14 protein-coding genes and 1 pseudogene are annotated in these 16632 nt (G+C 40.4%); 7 read left to right on the forward strand and 8 right to left on the reverse strand.

Annotated features, from left to right (window positions below):
- The first annotated feature begins 5 nt into the window (after window positions 1-5).
- Both FTV11_RS17320 and FTV11_RS09030 read left to right on the forward strand, forming a co-directional pair.
- Window positions 6-974, forward strand: coding sequence for a GAF domain-containing protein (locus tag FTV11_RS17320; protein ID WP_373685413.1), 969 nt, complete (start codon window positions 6-8; stop codon window positions 972-974).
- Between the two features lie 90 nt (window positions 975-1064).
- Complete coding sequence (locus tag FTV11_RS09030; RefSeq protein ID WP_180073869.1) at window positions 1065-2117, forward strand: DUF1176 domain-containing protein; 1053 nt, start codon at window positions 1065-1067, stop codon at window positions 2115-2117.
- A 79-nt stretch (window positions 2118-2196) separates the two neighbouring features.
- On the opposite strand, the gene FTV11_RS09035 is transcribed toward FTV11_RS09030, so the two are convergent.
- Window positions 2197-2964, reverse strand: coding sequence for a hydroxymethylpyrimidine/phosphomethylpyrimidine kinase (locus FTV11_RS09035; protein ID WP_180027253.1), 768 nt, complete (start codon window positions 2962-2964; stop codon window positions 2197-2199).
- Window positions 2965-3062: 98 nt separating this feature from the next.
- On the opposite strand from FTV11_RS09035, the gene FTV11_RS09040 reads away from it, so the two are divergent.
- Complete coding sequence (locus tag FTV11_RS09040) at window positions 3063-3734, forward strand: HAD-IA family hydrolase (protein ID WP_180009333.1); 672 nt, start codon at window positions 3063-3065, stop codon at window positions 3732-3734.
- 28 nt (window positions 3735-3762) lie between these two features.
- Here FTV11_RS09040 and FTV11_RS09045 read toward each other — a convergent pair whose 3' ends face one another.
- Window positions 3763-4212, reverse strand: a complete 450-nt coding sequence (locus FTV11_RS09045) for a hypothetical protein (RefSeq protein ID WP_180004736.1) — start codon at window positions 4210-4212, stop codon at window positions 3763-3765.
- 300 nt (window positions 4213-4512) lie between these two features.
- On the opposite strand from FTV11_RS09045, the pseudogene FTV11_RS09050 reads away from it, so the two are divergent.
- A pseudogene (locus FTV11_RS09050) lies at window positions 4513-5683 on the forward strand (low temperature requirement protein A).
- 93 nt (window positions 5684-5776) lie between these two features.
- The gene (locus FTV11_RS09055; protein ID WP_180073870.1) at window positions 5777-6190 is read left to right on the forward strand and encodes a TM2 domain-containing protein; all 414 of its coding nucleotides are present in this window, start codon (window positions 5777-5779) and stop codon (window positions 6188-6190) included.
- A gap of 40 nt (window positions 6191-6230) precedes the next feature.
- On the opposite strand, the gene FTV11_RS09060 is transcribed toward FTV11_RS09055, so the two are convergent.
- The 5 genes from FTV11_RS09060 to FTV11_RS09080 form a co-directional block, all read right to left on the reverse strand.
- Window positions 6231-6830: a DUF805 domain-containing protein gene (locus tag FTV11_RS09060; RefSeq protein ID WP_180073871.1), complete on the reverse strand. Its 600-nt coding sequence runs from the start codon at window positions 6828-6830 to the stop codon at window positions 6231-6233.
- 64 nt (window positions 6831-6894) lie between these two features.
- Window positions 6895-7503 carry a DUF805 domain-containing protein gene (locus FTV11_RS09065; RefSeq protein WP_180004739.1) on the reverse strand — a complete coding sequence of 203 codons (609 nt, stop codon included), beginning with the start codon at window positions 7501-7503 and terminating at the stop codon, window positions 6895-6897.
- Between the two features lie 169 nt (window positions 7504-7672).
- On the reverse strand, window positions 7673-8956 hold the full coding sequence (locus FTV11_RS09070) for a ribonucleotide-diphosphate reductase subunit beta (RefSeq protein WP_078191110.1): 1284 nt from the start codon (window positions 8954-8956) through the stop codon (window positions 7673-7675).
- Between the two features lie 114 nt (window positions 8957-9070).
- A complete protein-coding gene (locus FTV11_RS09075; RefSeq protein WP_180055543.1) occupies window positions 9071-9307 on the reverse strand; it encodes a CRISPR-associated protein Cas2 in 237 nt (78 codons plus the stop codon).
- A gap of 623 nt (window positions 9308-9930) precedes the next feature.
- Window positions 9931-12762: a ribonucleoside-diphosphate reductase subunit alpha gene (locus FTV11_RS09080; protein WP_180025855.1), complete on the reverse strand. Its 2832-nt coding sequence runs from the start codon at window positions 12760-12762 to the stop codon at window positions 9931-9933.
- A gap of 588 nt (window positions 12763-13350) precedes the next feature.
- Between FTV11_RS09080 and bfmR the strand changes: the two genes are divergently transcribed.
- Window positions 13351-14067, forward strand: coding sequence for a response regulator transcription factor BfmR (bfmR, locus tag FTV11_RS09085; RefSeq protein ID WP_067764711.1), 717 nt, complete (start codon window positions 13351-13353; stop codon window positions 14065-14067).
- 44 nt (window positions 14068-14111) lie between these two features.
- Window positions 14112-15773, forward strand: coding sequence for a sensor histidine kinase BfmS (gene bfmS, locus FTV11_RS09090; RefSeq protein WP_180073872.1), 1662 nt, complete (start codon window positions 14112-14114; stop codon window positions 15771-15773).
- A gap of 93 nt (window positions 15774-15866) precedes the next feature.
- Here bfmS and FTV11_RS09095 read toward each other — a convergent pair whose 3' ends face one another.
- Complete coding sequence (locus FTV11_RS09095) at window positions 15867-16223, reverse strand: hypothetical protein (RefSeq protein ID WP_078191107.1); 357 nt, start codon at window positions 16221-16223, stop codon at window positions 15867-15869.
- Between the last annotated feature and the right edge of the window lie 409 nt (window positions 16224-16632).

The raw sequence follows: 16632 nt of genomic DNA on the forward strand, positions 1-16632 counted from the left end.
ATCCAGTGGCACAAGAGGATCAGAAAACTGAGGTTTTATGTATCGGCGCACGTTGGGAAATTGATGTTCAAGTATCGGCTATGTTGGCGCATGGGCTAAGTTTAAGTGGTATTCAGGCTCAGGCATTTAGCGACGTATTGATTCAAAATCAGCATCAAAGTATGGATGATATCCAAGAGGATATTCAGATCGTATGTATTTCGATTTTCCATACGGCACCAGAAGCTCAAATTCGCCTACTAAGCCATGTTTTTAAGGCACAGTTTCCGGATAAAAAACTGATTTTTGCACTTTGGAGCTGTGATGAGATATCCCAATTAGATGCGATCAAAGAAAATTTCACCGTCGATGCTGTGGTCAATAATATGAATGACTTGTTATTAACCATTGAAGCTTTTCAATTGAAGCAGGGGGAATCTTGGTTGGATGAGCCTGATCCTAGCGTTGAAGTGCAGCGCTTAAAAGCATTAGAAGAACTGGATGTTTTGGATGAGCGGAATTTGCCGATCTATGAACAATATATTGAAGAAGCCCGACAAGCCTTCGATGTGAAATATGCACAAATCTCTTGGGTCAAGCAAGACTGGGTCTATACCCCAGGTAGCCCTTTGGCTCAGGCTACCGAGCAACCGATGCAGGTGCGCCAGTCCAAGCAAGACTCGATCTGCAGCCATTTGGTGTATCAAAATGAACGCTTGATTATTGAAGACCTACAACGTGACCCACGCTTTGCGCATTTACCTGAATTGATGCATAACCGCATTCGCTTTTATGCAGGCGTTGCACTTAGAGACCGTAATGGGGTCGCGTTGGGAAGTTTTTGTGTTTTAGATCGGCAGCCGAATCAAATGACCGATGATGATATGAGTCTGTTAAAAGGCCTTGCGGCAGATTTGATGAATACGCTCAGTGATGAAAATGTGAAGCGAAAAAAATGTGAGGAGATACAGCAACTGAATGATTCGTCTTCATAATTTCAAATGATGCAGCAGATCTTTTTAGACTGGAGTTTCAGTGAAAAGCATTTTAAGATGGTTCTAATATAATTATTTTGAGCCAAAGACATGAACAAAAATAATGTCATCTGGCAACTTCTATTAGGCTACGTTGCTGCATTGGGTTGTAGTGTGAGCTTAGCTCAAATTCAAGGAAACTATTTTTCACATAAGGATTGGGAAATCGCTTGTGATAATACGGGGACTTGTCGCGTTGCAGGTTATCAAGCGGAGGGCAATCAGCCCGCTATTTCTGTGTTATTACAACGTGCTGCGGGAGCTCAAGCGCAAGTCAGCGCACGAGTGAAACTCGATCCTGAAACCTTCAATGCGGCAAATCAACCACTTCAACTTTACATTTTAGGTAAAAATCAGGGAACTGTGCAGCTTGATGCCAAAACTGCGGAAGGTCAGTTAAGTGCAGCTCAAACTCAAAAACTGATTCAAGCCTTACAAGCCAACCAACCAATTGTGTGGAAAGGCAACAACAAAACATGGTTATTGTCGGTGCAGGGCGCTAGTGCAGTTTTACTCCGTATGGATGATTTTCAAAAGCGCATAGGGACAAATTCGGCATTATTGCGTAAAGCCAATAGTAGTTCGGCCAATGTACTCAAACCGAAAAGTATTCCGAAAGTGAATATTCAAAATTACAGTAAGGGCTTACAAACACGGTATGCCGTCAATGCGCCCACAGCCAAACAATTGTTTGGATTGATAAAGAAGAAAACGACAGTAGAAGATTGTCCTCAACTCTTTGATGCAAATTTCTTAGAGGATGATCGGGTCGTGGTGTTTCCAATCAATGGGAAAAATGCCTTGGTCGAAGTGCCATGTTGGCGTGGGGCATATAACAGTGGTAATGGATATTGGCTGATGGATCGAAATTTAAAGCAAATCAAACAATCCGTGACCTTTTCCGGAAGTGGTTTTAGCGAAGGGCAGATTTTCTCCAATCAACGTGGACGAGGCATTGGCGACTGTCATAGTACGGGGGAGTGGTCATGGAATGGTCAGCGTTTTATCCAAACCTATATGGCAAAAACCACACAGTGCAAAGGATTTGCTGGTGGTGCGTGGGAAATTCCAACCTTGGTCTATCGCGTTCAACTCGACTCTTAATTTGAAAAAGCCCTGATATTCAGGGCTTTAAATGATATAGCGGTTTATTCTATGGGGTTTAAATAAATAACCGAGTACTTTAAAAACGTTTTGGTATTTTTTGTCCACCGACAACCGGTGATTCAGCGATTTTCAACACACCAAATAACCATGTTTCGGCATGATGAACAGCCGTTTTGAGCTCATCACCTAAGGCTAAACGCCCTGCAATAAAACTCGCCAATGAACAGCCCGAACCATGATATTCCCCATCCAGTCGTGGACAACGGGTTTCAGAGACTAATTCACCCTGAACATATAACGAGTTTTGAATATAGTCAGGCGTATTTTCATGCCCACCTTTTACTAATACCGCTTGAGCACCCATCGCAAAAAGTTGCGCAGTTGCTTTAGAAATATCCTCTTCACCTGTGAGCGCACGTAATTCTACGGTATTGGGTGTAAGCACAGTGGCAAGTGGAATTAGTTCTGCAAAGGCTTTGACCAAAGTTGCTTGATCGCCCAAAGAGCCACCACTATTGGCAACTAAAACGGGGTCGAGAACATAATGATATTCGGGATGTTCACGTAAAAACTCAGCGAGAGCCGCGATATTTTCAGTCGTTCCTAGCATTCCTGATTTTACACAGCGAATAGGGAGGTCACCGACGACAGCATGTGCTTGGGCCAGCAATAACTCACGAGAGGTTGCTTCAAACGAATACACTCGTTGTGAGTTTTGAACGGTTAATGCTGTACACGCAATGGCAGCATGTGCGCCACTTTGACCAATGGCTTCAATGTCCGCTTGCAGTCCTGCACCACCTGAAGGGTCAAGACCTGAAAAGCACAGTACAGTAGGGCGCACAATGATGTCCTTATTACACAAAATTTGCGATAGTATAGGCAACTTTGAGCGAACACTCGATAGTATTTTTGCAGAAGTGAATGGATAAGGTAAAAGCTGTGATTAAGAATATATTGATCGATCTCGATGGAACATTAACAGATCCAAAAGTTGGCATTACCACTTCAGCACGCTATGGACTGGCGAAAATTGGACATCCTATTTCGGATGAGACCAATATCGATTGGATCATTGGACCACCTTTGAAAGCCTCTTTGGCCAAAATCCTCAATGTCGATATGCATAATGTACTTGCAGATCAGGCTTTACTTGGTTATCGCGAGCGCTTTGCCGTTACGGGCTTATTTGAAAATAAAGTGTATCCTGCGGTTGCCGACACTCTAGCAACTTTACAACAGCAAGGCTTTCACTTGTACGTCGCTACAGCAAAGCCGACGGTCTATGCCCGCCAAATTTTAGAACATTTTGATTTGGCAAAATATTTTACTGTGATCTATGGCAGTGAACTGAACGGTGAGCGAACCAACAAAGGCGATTTAATTGAATACATTTTGCAGCAAGAACAGTTGGATGCGAAGGAATGTGTGATGGTGGGAGACCGTGAGTACGATATTTTAGGCGCGCGCCGTAATGCTGTGCCGAGTATTGCTGTGAGCTATGGTTATGGTAGTACAGAAGAAATTCAAATGGCTGCACCAGCGCTAGTAATTGACGGTTTTAACGATTTGATTTCGAGTATTGAGCAATTGCAGCAGCAGAAAGTGTCGTAGTTGCACCGAACCTAATGAATGATGCTGATTATTTAAAGATAATCAGCAAAATGAGCAAGATCACCCCACAGAAAAGCCATTTGAGCAAAGGAGACTCATCATTTTTGATGGTTTCTGCTTCGAGTGCGATACCATGTTTGTCGTAAACAAATACAAAATGTGCATTTGCGCTTAGAGCCATTTCTTGAATGGCTTGTAGCTCGAGTGCGCTGACTTCTTCACTTAAGCGTTCTTTTAACTGAATAAAAATAACCGGCTGTCCAAACTCATACCACTTGAAGTGGATCTGTTGTATGAGTTGGTTGAAGCACTGTTCTGCAACATGATAGTTTCGGACAAAACTTCCACGTTCTATAAAAGCCAGAGGGCAGTTTTGTTCAGCTACAATTTGATGATCACGCGTTAAAACTTGCATTTGATCATAATGAATCTGTACCCAAACTGCGTCAGGAAAAGACGCTAATTTTTCTTCTAACATTACTTTTAGGTTTCATTATTATTTTAGTGGATAGCAGTATGTCATTAAAATTTAGAGAAAAATATAGCTGAGATATAAAAAACACATCGATCTATCGAGTTTTTATCTTAAAACGTCTTTCGCAGTTTTGTCACTTTGAATTTTTAACTTCTACAATTGAAATATCTAAATCTTAAGTGTGTTTTTAAAGCCATTATCCTTTTTCTAGAAAACTGTTTCTCATCTGATTTATGTAATCGATCTTGTAACTGTTTCAGGCTTTTGAAAAAATTCAGACAGAAAACAATAAAGCTGAATGCTATGTCCAAATCATTTTTATTCCCTAGTCAGTGGCTCAAACCTTTGCACCCACGTGATCCACATGAGCATCATCGTGTCGCGACCTCTTTAGAATTGCTTTTTGACTTGATCTTTGTCGTGGCGATCGCAACAGCAGGGCAGCAACTGCATCATGCCATTGTTGAAAATCATTTAGCTCAGGGTTTAACGCTGTATGGCATGGTGTTTTTTGCCTTGTGGTGGGCGTGGATGAACTTTAGTTGGTTTGCTTCGGCGTATGATAATGATGATGCGCTCTATCGAATCTTAACTTTCGTACAGATCATTGGTTCTTTGGTCATTGCTGCAGGTATTCCAAGCGCTTTTCAAAAGCAGGATTTTGACGTAATTGTGATTGGTTATGCCATTATGTGTCTGGGCTTAGTTACAGCAGTGGTTTCGCGTTGCAAAGCATGATCTGTCCCGTCGGAAAACAGCATTACGCTATGCTTTTGGCATCATACTGGTGCAAGTGGGGTGGCTGTTCTTTCATTTTTCACCGCTGCATTTCACAGTTTATCTTTTCATTTTGCTCGGAATTGCTGAACTGTCTATCCCAGTTTTTGCAGAAGCTGCAAGCCGTACACCTTGGCATGCGCATCATATTGCAGAGCGATATTCACTGCTTACCATTATCGTTTTAGGCGAATCTATTGTCGAATGCTCGATTGCCATAACCGATGCATTAACAAATCAGCGTTTTAGTACTGAACTGATTTTTCTGATGGTGGGCGGCCTGATGATGATGTTCACCATGTAGTGGTCTTATTTTGATACCAGTATTGCAGAGCGTTTAAATAGCCGCAAAATGGCATTTACTTGGGGTTATGGACATTTCTTTGTCTTTATTAGTATTGCGGCGATTGGTGCTAGTTTAGCTGCCGCAGTCGATATGGTTTCGCATGAGGTACTGATTAGTTCTGAAAAAGAAAGCTACTTTGTGGCGATCAGCCTCGTGATTTATACGACAAGTTTATATTTACTCCATGAATTGCATCATCAAAGCGGCTTTAGAAAACTTTTATATCCTTTAACCGTGGTGATTGTTTTATGTATTCCGTTGTTTATTACTCCTGCGGGTTATGCAATATTTGCGATGGCAGTGGTATATGCATTGAGATTGATGTTTACAAAATGCTATTTGGCAAGATAAGTTAATGATATGATATTCATCAATAATTCGTTATATTGCTGATGAAAATAACGTCCAAGAATCATCAAATAAAGATAAAACATAGAGGATTATATGAAAGGGCAAATACTCGATTTTTCTGTTCAAAATAATACAGGCATCATCAGTGGAGATGATCAGAATCGTTATCAATTTTCTGGAAGCGATTGGAAAGGACAAACTGTTCCTGCTCGTGGACAATTTGTTGATTTTGAGACAAGTGGATTGGGTTACGCAACCGATATTTACTTAGTCGCTGTGCCGAATGCTTTAGGCACGCAATACGGTCAAAAGATTCGTATTGTTGCTGCACTCTTAGCATTCTTCCTTGGTGGATTTGGTATACATAAATTCTATTTGGGTCGTATTGGATGGGGGATTGTGTATCTGCTATTCTGTTGGACCTTTATTCCATCCATTGTTGCTTTTATTGAATTTATTGTTTATCTATGCACTTCAGATGAAGATTTTGCGCGTAAATATGGCTAAAGTTTTTTGTTAAAAGATAAGGCGCATTGTGCGCCTTATTTTATTGTTGCAGATCTCTAGCGGGTTGACCCCATTGGTTGTTCTCGGCTTTGGTGTCTGTAGCCCACCATATAATCAGTGGAATGATTCCGATGATTGTGAGCATTAAAAGTTGCCACCAACCTGAACGTCCCGTGTCATGTAGTCGACGTGCGCCAACAGCTAAGCTAGGAATAAGTAAAACGATATTGGTAATATTTTCTAGCCAAGGTTCACTGCCAATAACGAAATCGCAAATAGAGGCAAGTATAGTGACCAATATACAAAATAGCCAAAAGAACCAGAACTCTTTACGTCGAGCACGTCCTTCAAATTCAGCAAACTTTTTCAGTGGTTTGAATGACCACGCGAAAAAGTCATAGTTTTCCTCTTCTTCACTGTAGTTTGCTCGCGTATTCGTGGAAAAACTTTGTTGGTGTAATGCAATATAGACTTGAATCGCTTGCCCACTTTCATCCAAAGCAAAATCAACCTGTTCTCCACGTGTAGGTGGTCTTTGACCGCGCCATTCATGACCAGCAAATTGATAGAGTTTTCCATCTTCAGCACTAATCACCCCAGTATTAGTTTGAATCGAAAAATCTAGTATTTGTCCTTTCATATTTTTCCTGAGTTAATGTGCTGTAGATAGGGTGGCTACATAAATAGTAGCCACGATTTTTTATTTATTTGGCAGGTTGTCCCCATTGGTTTACTTCAGGTTTGGTTTCTGTTGCAAGCCAAATTAGAACCAGAATTGGTCCAACGAGCGGAATCATTTGTATTAACCAATACCAACCAGATTTATTAATATCATGTAAACGACGTACTGCAACAGAAAGGGACGGAATAACCATTGCTAAGATGAAAATACCTGTGAATATTCCTCTGGTTCTAAGCACTGAATCGACAATCAGAGTAATAATCATTGCGATAAGATAGACCAAAACAAAAAACCAATATTCTTTACGGCGTGCACGTCCAGTAAAGTTGGCATAATTTTTTAGACATTTGACAAACCAATCAATCATGTTGAATTTTGATTCAGCTTGGTCTTGGTTTGAAATTTTATCGAGGTGCTGTGAAATTTGTTGAATAGGATTACTGCTGCCAAGTGCATTGAATACTTGAACCGCTTGACCTTCGGGACTGATATCGAAATCTACATGATCGCCACGTTTAGGTGAGTTTTGGCCACGCCATTCTGCACCTGTAAACTCATAACGGTTTTGATCATCTCCACTGATGATGCCTGAATTGGTTTGTACTGAATAATCTAATATCTGACCTTTCATTCTGTCCTCTTTTATTATGTGATTTTTATTAATTGATGTATTTTTATACCGTTTTATATTAGCAGAATATGAATTAAATTAAATGCATAGATTTGCTTGGGTGAATGAAATTCTTCATAAAAAAAGCGGAACACTTGGTTCCGCTTTTGATATTTCGCTGAAAAATTTATTACCAGCTTAACGCACCACCAGTTTGATAGTCTGTTACGCGAGTTTCAAAGAAGTTCTTCTCTTTACGTAAGTCCATCATTTCTGACATCCACTGGAATGGGTTATTCACACCAGCAAATTGTTCAGGTAAACCTAATTGGCTCAAACGACGGTTACAGATGAACTTCAAGTATTCTTCCATCATGCCTGCATTCATACCCAATACACCGCGTGGCATAGTGTCACGAGCATATTCGATTTCAAGCATTGTACCTTCAAGAATCATTTGAATGATTTCTTCTTGGAACTCAGCAGTCCATAGGTGAGGGTTCTCGATCTTGATTTGGTTGATCATGTCGATACCAAAGTTCAAGTGCATAGATTCATCACGTAAGATGTATTGGAATTGCTCAGCAACACCATTCATCTTGTTACGACGACCCATAGACAAGATTTGGCTGAAACCACAGTAGAAGAAGATACCTTCAAGTACGCAGTAGAACGCGATCAAGTTGCGAAGCAAGATTTGGTCGTTTTCAGGTGTACCTGTTTTGAAAGTAGGATCACTTAAAGATTGTGTATATTTCAGCCCCCAAGCTGCTTTACGAGCCACTGAAGGAATTTCACGGTACATGTTGAAGACTTCGCCTTCGTCCATACCTAAAGATTCGATACAGTATTGGTAAGCGTGCGTGTGAATCGCTTCTTCAAATGATTGACGTAAGATGTACTGACGGCATTCAGGGTTGGTGATGTGACGGTAGATTGCAAGAACCAAGTTGTTCGCAACCAATGAATCCGCAGTCGAGAAGAAACCTAAAGAACGCATAACAATGGTACGCTCATCTTCGGTTAAGCCATTTTCAGACTTCCAAAGTGCGATGTCATGGTTCATGTTCACTTCTTGCGGCATCCAGTGGTTTGCACAACCGTCTAGATATTTTTGCCAAGCCCATTCGTATTTGAACGGTACAAGTTGGTTTAAGTCAGCGCGGCAGTTGATCATCGCTTTATCGTCAACTTGAACACGCTGAGCACCCATTTCTAGCTCTTCTAAGCCAGGTGCAACGTCTAGATTTTCTAGAGCGTTAGATGCTCTTGCCAACGGATCGGTTGGATCTGTTGGTCGATTTGTACTGGTTCGAGCGGGTTGTGCAGCTGCCAAATTCGGCGATGAGTGCTGTGCATTAGATACCACTTGCGAATCAGTCGTTTTTTGCGGTTCGACGGGCGCAGGCTGGTGAGCTTGTGCAGCTTGTTTCGGTTCATCATCTTCGAAATCGTCCCAACTTAGGATAGACATGGGATTCTCCTCACTTTATTTAAAAAGCAATGAACCCCACTGAAATAGAGAAGAGATTATAAACCTCTCTCTATTTCAAAACCATTTATTGTGAACAATAAATGGTCGGGGTATTTACTCCTTTAAAATGTTTAATAAATTTTGGTCAATTGGGAAAACCGCAAAACGGTCATCTTGATCAACGCAATGCCTAAAATCATTTATGATTTCATCAGAAGATTTAGTTGTATTTAGCAACCAAATCGACTGTTGTAATCGAGTGTGTTCATATTGTCCAAGAGTTTGGTAAATTCTTGAATAATTTGAACTTGGTTTGTTTTTAAGATCGTAGCTTAAGCACCATTGGCTCATAAAAATCTCCTGTAACTTTGTTAATGATTAACTGTAGTTTGATACTCATTTTTAAAACTCCTAAAAACATAGGTTTAGTTTAAAAGTGATAATTAACAGTTGACTCAAAGCCCAAAGTGAACGAAGATTTCGTTACTTTCTTAGACGAAAGCTTTCAGTCAACCGTATTCTCGGTTATCTGAGATTTATGGAGGGGATACGCCAATATCCCCAACATTTTCCCCAAATCCTTTCTAAATCTCCAATTACTTTCTATCTTTCATAATCTTTGATCTAGGTTTGATTGTGTATTTCTACATTATCAAAAGAAGTAATTCTGTCTATAAAACTACTTATTTTGATTACGCGATTTATATGCCTTGAACCAGAAATAGGCGATCGGGACATAAAAAGTCAAAATAAAGGAAACTACCAAAGCAATAAGCCCTAACTGATAGTTATGCGTCATATGTGGCATGGAGTTTTCCTTTAAGATCTGTGATTTTGGCAAAAATCTATGGGTTGAACAAAAGCCTCTAATGCAGAGGCTAATGTTCTAGCATATTTTTATCCTTTGATTGCTACTACAATTAGTAGTAGTAAAATCATGAATATTATTAGCTCACCCATAGAAACTTTTTGCATTATTGACAAGCCTCACAATCAGGGTTGTCAATTGAACATGCCATTGGCACTGGAGCTGCTTGACCAAAACCTTCTTCTTCAGCAGCAACTTCAGCTTTAGGTTCTTCTTTCGCAACAGCAGTTACAGGTGCTGCAACAGTAGCAGGCTTAACTGCGTTCAATGCGCCAGTGTTAATGGTTGATTTCTCAGCAGAAGTCGCACCCAATGCACGTAGGTAATAAGTCGTCTTAAGACCACGTAACCATGCCATTTTGTACGTCATGTCGAGTTTCTTACCGTTTGCACCAGAGATGTAAAGGTTAAGAGACTGAGCTTGGTCGATCCATTTTTGACGACGTGATGCAGCATCAACAATCCAACGTGGCTCAACTTCGAACGCAGTCGCGAAGATTGCTTTAAGCTCTTCAGGAATACGTGCAATTTTTTGAACCGAACCTTCGAAGTGTTTCAGGTCGTTGACCATTACAGAATCCCAAAGACCGCGATCTTTTAACGCACGTACTAGGTACGGGTTGATCACTGTGAATTCACCAGAAAGGTTAGATTTCACATACAAGTTTTGGAAAGTTGGTTCGATTGACTGTGATACGCCACAAATGTTCGAAATGGTTGCAGTCGGTGCAATTGCCATCACGTTTGAGTTACGCATACCGTCTTTTTGAACTTTAGTACGTAAAGTATCCCAGTCCAAACGTGTTGTACGGTCAACTTCGAACATACGGTCAGGACGTGCTTTTTGTACGATATCTAAAGAGTCAATTGGCAAGATACCTTGATCCCAAAGTGAACCTTTAAATGTCTCGTAAGTACCACGTTCAAGTGCCAAATCGCTAGACGTTTGGATTGCGTAGTAAGAAATCACTTCCATCGATTCGTCAGCGAACTCAACCGCAGCATCAGAACCATAAGCCAATTTCATTTCGTATAAAGCATCTTGGAAGCCCATGATACCCATACCCACTGGACGGTGTTTCAAGTTCGAGTTACGAGCTTGAGGGACAGCGTAGTAGTTGATGTCAATTACGTTATCGAGCATTCGAACAGCAGTTTTAACTGTACGAGCAAGCTTTTCACGATCTAACACACCGCCTTGAACGTGTTGTACAAGGTTAATTGAACCTAAGTTACATACTGCGATTTCATCTTCGTTAGTGTTCAGCGTAATTTCTGTACACAAGTTAGAAGAGTGAACTACACCAACGTGTTGTTGTGGTGAACGTAAGTTACATACGTCTTTGAATGTGATCCAAGGGTGACCAGTTTCAAACAACATAGACAACATTTTGCGCCATAAGTCTTTCGCACGGACTTTCTTATGTAGCATGTTGGTTTCTTTCGCAATGCCTTCATAGTAAGCATAGCGTTCAGCAAATTCTGCACCTGTTAGGTCATGCAAATCAGGTGTTTCAGATGGTGTGAACAGAGTCCATTCAGCATCTTCGAATACACGTTGCATAAACAAATCAGGAACCCAGTTCGCTGTGTTCATGTCGTGTGTACGACGACGGTCATCACCCGTGTTCTTACGAAGTTCTAGGAATTCTTCGATGTCCAAGTGCCAAGTTTCAAGGTATGCACATACTGCACCTTTACGTTTACCACCTTGGTTGACTGCAACAGCAGTATCGTTGGCAACTTTAAGGAACGGTACAACACCTTGTGACTTACCATTTGTACCTTTGATGTACGAGTTAAGCGCACGAACTGGTGTCCAGTCATTACCTAAACCACCCGCCCATTTAGACAACATTGCGTTATCACGCATTGCGCCATAAATGTTGTAAAGGTCATCTGAAATCGTTGTTAAGTAACAGCTAGATAACTGTGGACGTAAAGTACCAGAGTTAAATAGAGTAGGCGTAGATGCCATGTAATCGAAGCTAGACAATAAGTTATAGAATTCGATTGCACGTTCTTCACGGTTTTCTTCGTTCAATGAAAGACCCATTGAAACACGCATGAAGAATAATTGTGGTAATTCGAAACGTACACCATCTGAATGGATGAAGTAACGGTCAAATAAGGTTTGTAGACCTAAATAAGTAAATTGGTTTGAGCGTTCTGGTTGAATCGCAGCAGCCAATTTTGCAAGGTCAAAGTTAAGTAGTTCTGGAGAAAGAAGATCAAGCTCGATACCTTTCTTCAAGAAAGTTTCTAAAGCATCGCCTTCATTCGTGTCAGTATCTAAACCTAAGAACTCTAACCCTGTAGCAACAAGGTCATTACGCAATAAACGCGCAGTCACATAAGTATAGTTTGGTTCTTGTTCGATACGTGTACGAGTAGCCATCATCATGGTCGTTGAGATGTCTGACTCTTTTACGCCGTTATAAAGGTTTTTTACAGTCTCATCGATAATCGCTCGAACATCGATGCCTTCTAAACCTTCAGCTGCTTTAACAATATTTGCCTCAAGTGCGCCAAGATCAAGCGGTTTAAGCTGACCGTTTGAACTTGTCACTTGTAAAGTAGGGTGGTGGTGAGCACCAGTTTGTTTACGAGCTTCGGCACGTTGTTCGCGGTAAATCACGTAAGAGCGAGCAACTTTTTGCTCACCTGTACGCATAAGCGCAAGTTCAACCTGATCCTGAATTTCTTCAATATGAATGGTACCGCCAGAAGGTAAACGACGGTTAAAGGTATTCAATACCATCTCAGTTAATTGAGAGATACGGTCATGAATACGGCTGGAGTCAGCGCTTTGCTGGCCTTCAACGGCCAAGAACGCTTTACCAATCGCCACAGAGATTTTTTCTGCATCAAAAGGTGCAACGTCACCGGTGCGTTTAATCACCTGAATTTGACCAGGGGTTGAATTCGTTACGCTCATGCTAGCATAGCTCCATTTGTCATCTATTTTTATGTTAGGACCGTTTGAACTGGGCAATTTTTATGCCACAGTGTTTGAGGTTTAAACACAAGACCTAGTGGTTTAAAAATTTATTGAACACAAGATACGGGAAAATTCAGGGTATATCAATATTGACATTTTACTAAATGCTTTGAACTTTTCTGGCAGAAATCCATCTCAAAAAATCCCTATTTTTTATCTTTGTTATATATGCCTTATCCGACAAGGGCATAGCATAGCAAAGTCGAAAAAGAGTGCTTATAGATAACATTGTGGATAACTTCAGAAAGCCTAAAAAGTTGTGAATTAATCAGTCAGTTTTTATTCGATGAAAATGTATCCAAATTTATAATTGTTGGTATTGTGAGCAATAGGGCATGGAAATGATTGGTAAATACGGCTGCAAAAATGTAGCAGGTTAAAATTTATTACAAAATACGATATTGATGTATCAGTTTGGTGAATGCCATCTTGTTTACAATGTAAACGTGTGTATATTGCAAACTATGTTTAAGCGTATCTATCGGATTTCAAATAGGATACGCCCAATCAAATAAGGGGCAATCAATGAGCCAAGAAGAAAAGTTACCTAAAATTTTAATTGTTGAAGACGATGAGCGTCTTGCTCGTTTAACTCAAGAATACTTAATCCGTAACGGACTTGAAGTTGGGGTAGAACCAGACGGTAATCGTGCGATTCGCCGTATTATCGCTGAACAACCAGATATGGTATTACTCGACGTGATGCTTCCGGGTGCAGATGGTTTAACCATTTGTCGTGAAGTTCGTCCACACTACCATCAACCAATTTTAATGTTGACTGCACGTACCGAAGACATGGACCAAGTGTTGGGTCTAGAAATGGGTGCAGATGATTATGTTGCAAAACCTGTTCAACCTCGCGTTTTACTTGCGCGTATTCGTGCATTATTACGTCGTACAGATAAAGCACCAGAAGATGAGGTTGCACAGCGCATCGAATTTGATGATCTTGTAATTGATAATGGTGGTCGTTCTGTCACACTCAATAATGAGTTGGTTGACTTTACCAGTGCAGAATATGACCTTTTATGGTTGTTGGCATCTAATGCGGGTCGCATTCTTTCTCGTGAAGATATTTTTGAGCGTCTGCGTGGTATTGAATACGATGGTCAAGATCGTTCAATTGACGTGCGTATCTCGCGAATTCGTCCAAAAATTGGTGATGATCCAGAAAACCCGAAACGCATTAAGACCGTACGTAGTAAAGGTTATTTATTCGTAAAAGAAACCAACGGCATTTAATGTAAAATACCGTCCCTTAGTTTGGCAAAGTAGGACACTTTTACGTGTTTAAACACAGTATATTTTTGCGCGTTTATGCGGGGCTACTGATTTTAGTCTTTTTAGTCGCTACATTTGGCTATTTGCTGGTGCAAATCATTAACTACCAGCGCGCGCAAGAATATCGTGAATCGCTTACTGACGGTTTGGCTTTCATTATAAGTGAAGGTATTGCACGTCAGCCAAATGAACAACAAAAGTCAGATTGGGTGTCAGATGCATCTGATCTACTTGAGTTGCCTATTTATTATGTAAAAGCTAATCAGGTTGATTTAACCCGAGCGGAAACAAAACGTATAGAAGAGCGTAAAGCTGTAGTGCGTTGGGACGCACAAACCACAGCAGCTTATATTATTATTGGCTTAAAAGATGATCCTGCACATCTACTATATATAAAAGCTGATAATATTTCAGAACGCCAAATGAAAGCATTGCCTGTATTTATACTGGATTATTTGGTGTATTACCCAGGTCAAGAAAAACAATATCTTGAAAAAATCCAACATCATTTTTCTTATCCAATTTCAATTCAAAATGTTCAAAGTTTACCTTTAGACTCTGAGCAAATCGGCCGACTACGTTTAGATCACAGCATTATTTTGTATCGTGATAGTGCGACTGAGCGCGGCACAACTATTTCGATCGTATCACCAATTCCAAGCTCAACTTCAGAAGTCTTGGTCATGGGGCCTGTGCCACTGTTTAATTGGATGCCTTTCCAGTTGGCAGCTGGTATTACGCTACTGAGCTTGTTTGTCTTGAGCTTGGGTGTTTATGGTCTATTGGTGCCGATGCAACGTAAGCTGCGTGCAGTAAATTATGCTTTAAATAAAATGAAGGGTGGGGATTTATCTTTACGGTTACCTGTCGAAAGCACGGATGAGTTTGGTACCTTGGCATCCAGCTATAACTCCATGTCAGATCATATTGAGCGTTTAATTGAAGCACAGCGTGAGTTAATGCGCGCGGTATCGCATGAACTGCGGACACCCGTGGCACGTATTCGCTTTGGTGTAGAAATGATGGCGGATGAAGATGACTACGACTACCGTCAGCAGCAAGTTGAACAAATCGACAAAGATATCGAAGCGCTTAATACCTTGATTGATGAAATCATGACTTATGCCAAGCTCGAACAAGGCATGCCATCTTTAGAGTTTGAAGATGTCAGCTTGTTTGAAGTTTTAGATCAGGTCTTGATTGAAACCGAAGCCTTAAAGACAGGGAAAACCTTGGAATTGCAAGCACCACCAATTGGGGTGATTGTGGAAACTGAGCGTCGTTACTTGCATCGCGTTGTACAAAACTTAGTGGGCAATGCAGTGCGTTATTGTGATGATAAAGTGCTGATCAGTGGTGGTGTGAATGATGAAGGCATGGCCTATATCTGTGTTGAAGATGATGGCCCCGGCATTCCAGAAGAAGATCGTAAGCGTATTTTTGATGCCTTTGCACGCTTAGATGATAGTCGTACCCGTGCTTCAGGGGGCTATGGTTTAGGTTTATCGATTGTCAGCCGTATTGCTTACTGGTTTGGTGGAACAGTTGGTATTGATGAAAGTCCAACTTTAGGTGGGGCGCGTTTTACCATGACATGGCCTGCGACACGTTTTAAGAAAAATAAACCGAAGCTAGATGGTAAAGAGCTTAGTGCCAATGACAGCTAAGCGAGCTAAGAAATCTAGCTCAGCTGCATTTAGCGAATGATACATATAAAAAAGCCATTCAATTTGAATGGCTTTTTTATATCAGGTTTTTACTTATTCGGTAATCGTTGCATCAGGTTCAATAATGGGTTTGCCATTTTTCAGAGCAGAAAGGGCATCTGTATTGAAATCGATGAGTAAAGAGTTGTTTTTTGCATCGATAGAATAATTGCTAATGAGTTTTTGGTCGCCGTTTAGGGTTTCAAGTTTATATTCATCTGCAATATTCATAATCCCGTTAAGGTTGGTGGTTGCAGAAGCTAAATCTTGACGTAATAACTCATAGATATCACGTAAATCAAAAATGGCATTTTGAGCATCAGGGTGCTTATCTAAGTAGTTTTTAATATGGTGAATCACCAATTGCGCAGATAGAAAATAATCAGGTTTATGCGTAAATTCTAAAGTCATTATTGTCTCTCCGTTGTGATTGCTTTTTGTGTTTTAACTACAAATATCACACTCTTTATAGGTCGTGTCAAAGAATTGCAAAAAAGCCACAAGAAGCTAAAAAAATGTCTTTTTACATAGAACCAATACAGCTGGCTTTTCATTTGAAGAAAAGATCAAAAGCAAAAGAAGTGAATAAAGAAACAACAAAGTTGAGGTGGGGGAGTATTTATTTAATAAATGACACAGTTGATAAAAATACGCCAATTTGAACGTGTATGCTGAGAAATGAAGGGTTTGTTGATGAAACTGAACAGTCATAATTTTCTGATAAAATCACATAAATGTAATAATTAATAAAAAAATGCAATCTAATCTAATTAAGCGATTAATCCTAATTTTAAGGGAGTAAACCCAATTTAAATGCTGA

Origin of the sequence: Acinetobacter sp. YH12231 (assembly GCF_013417755.1) — a bacterium.
In the GTDB taxonomy this organism is placed as follows: Bacteria; Pseudomonadota; Gammaproteobacteria; order Pseudomonadales; family Moraxellaceae; genus Acinetobacter; species Acinetobacter amyesii.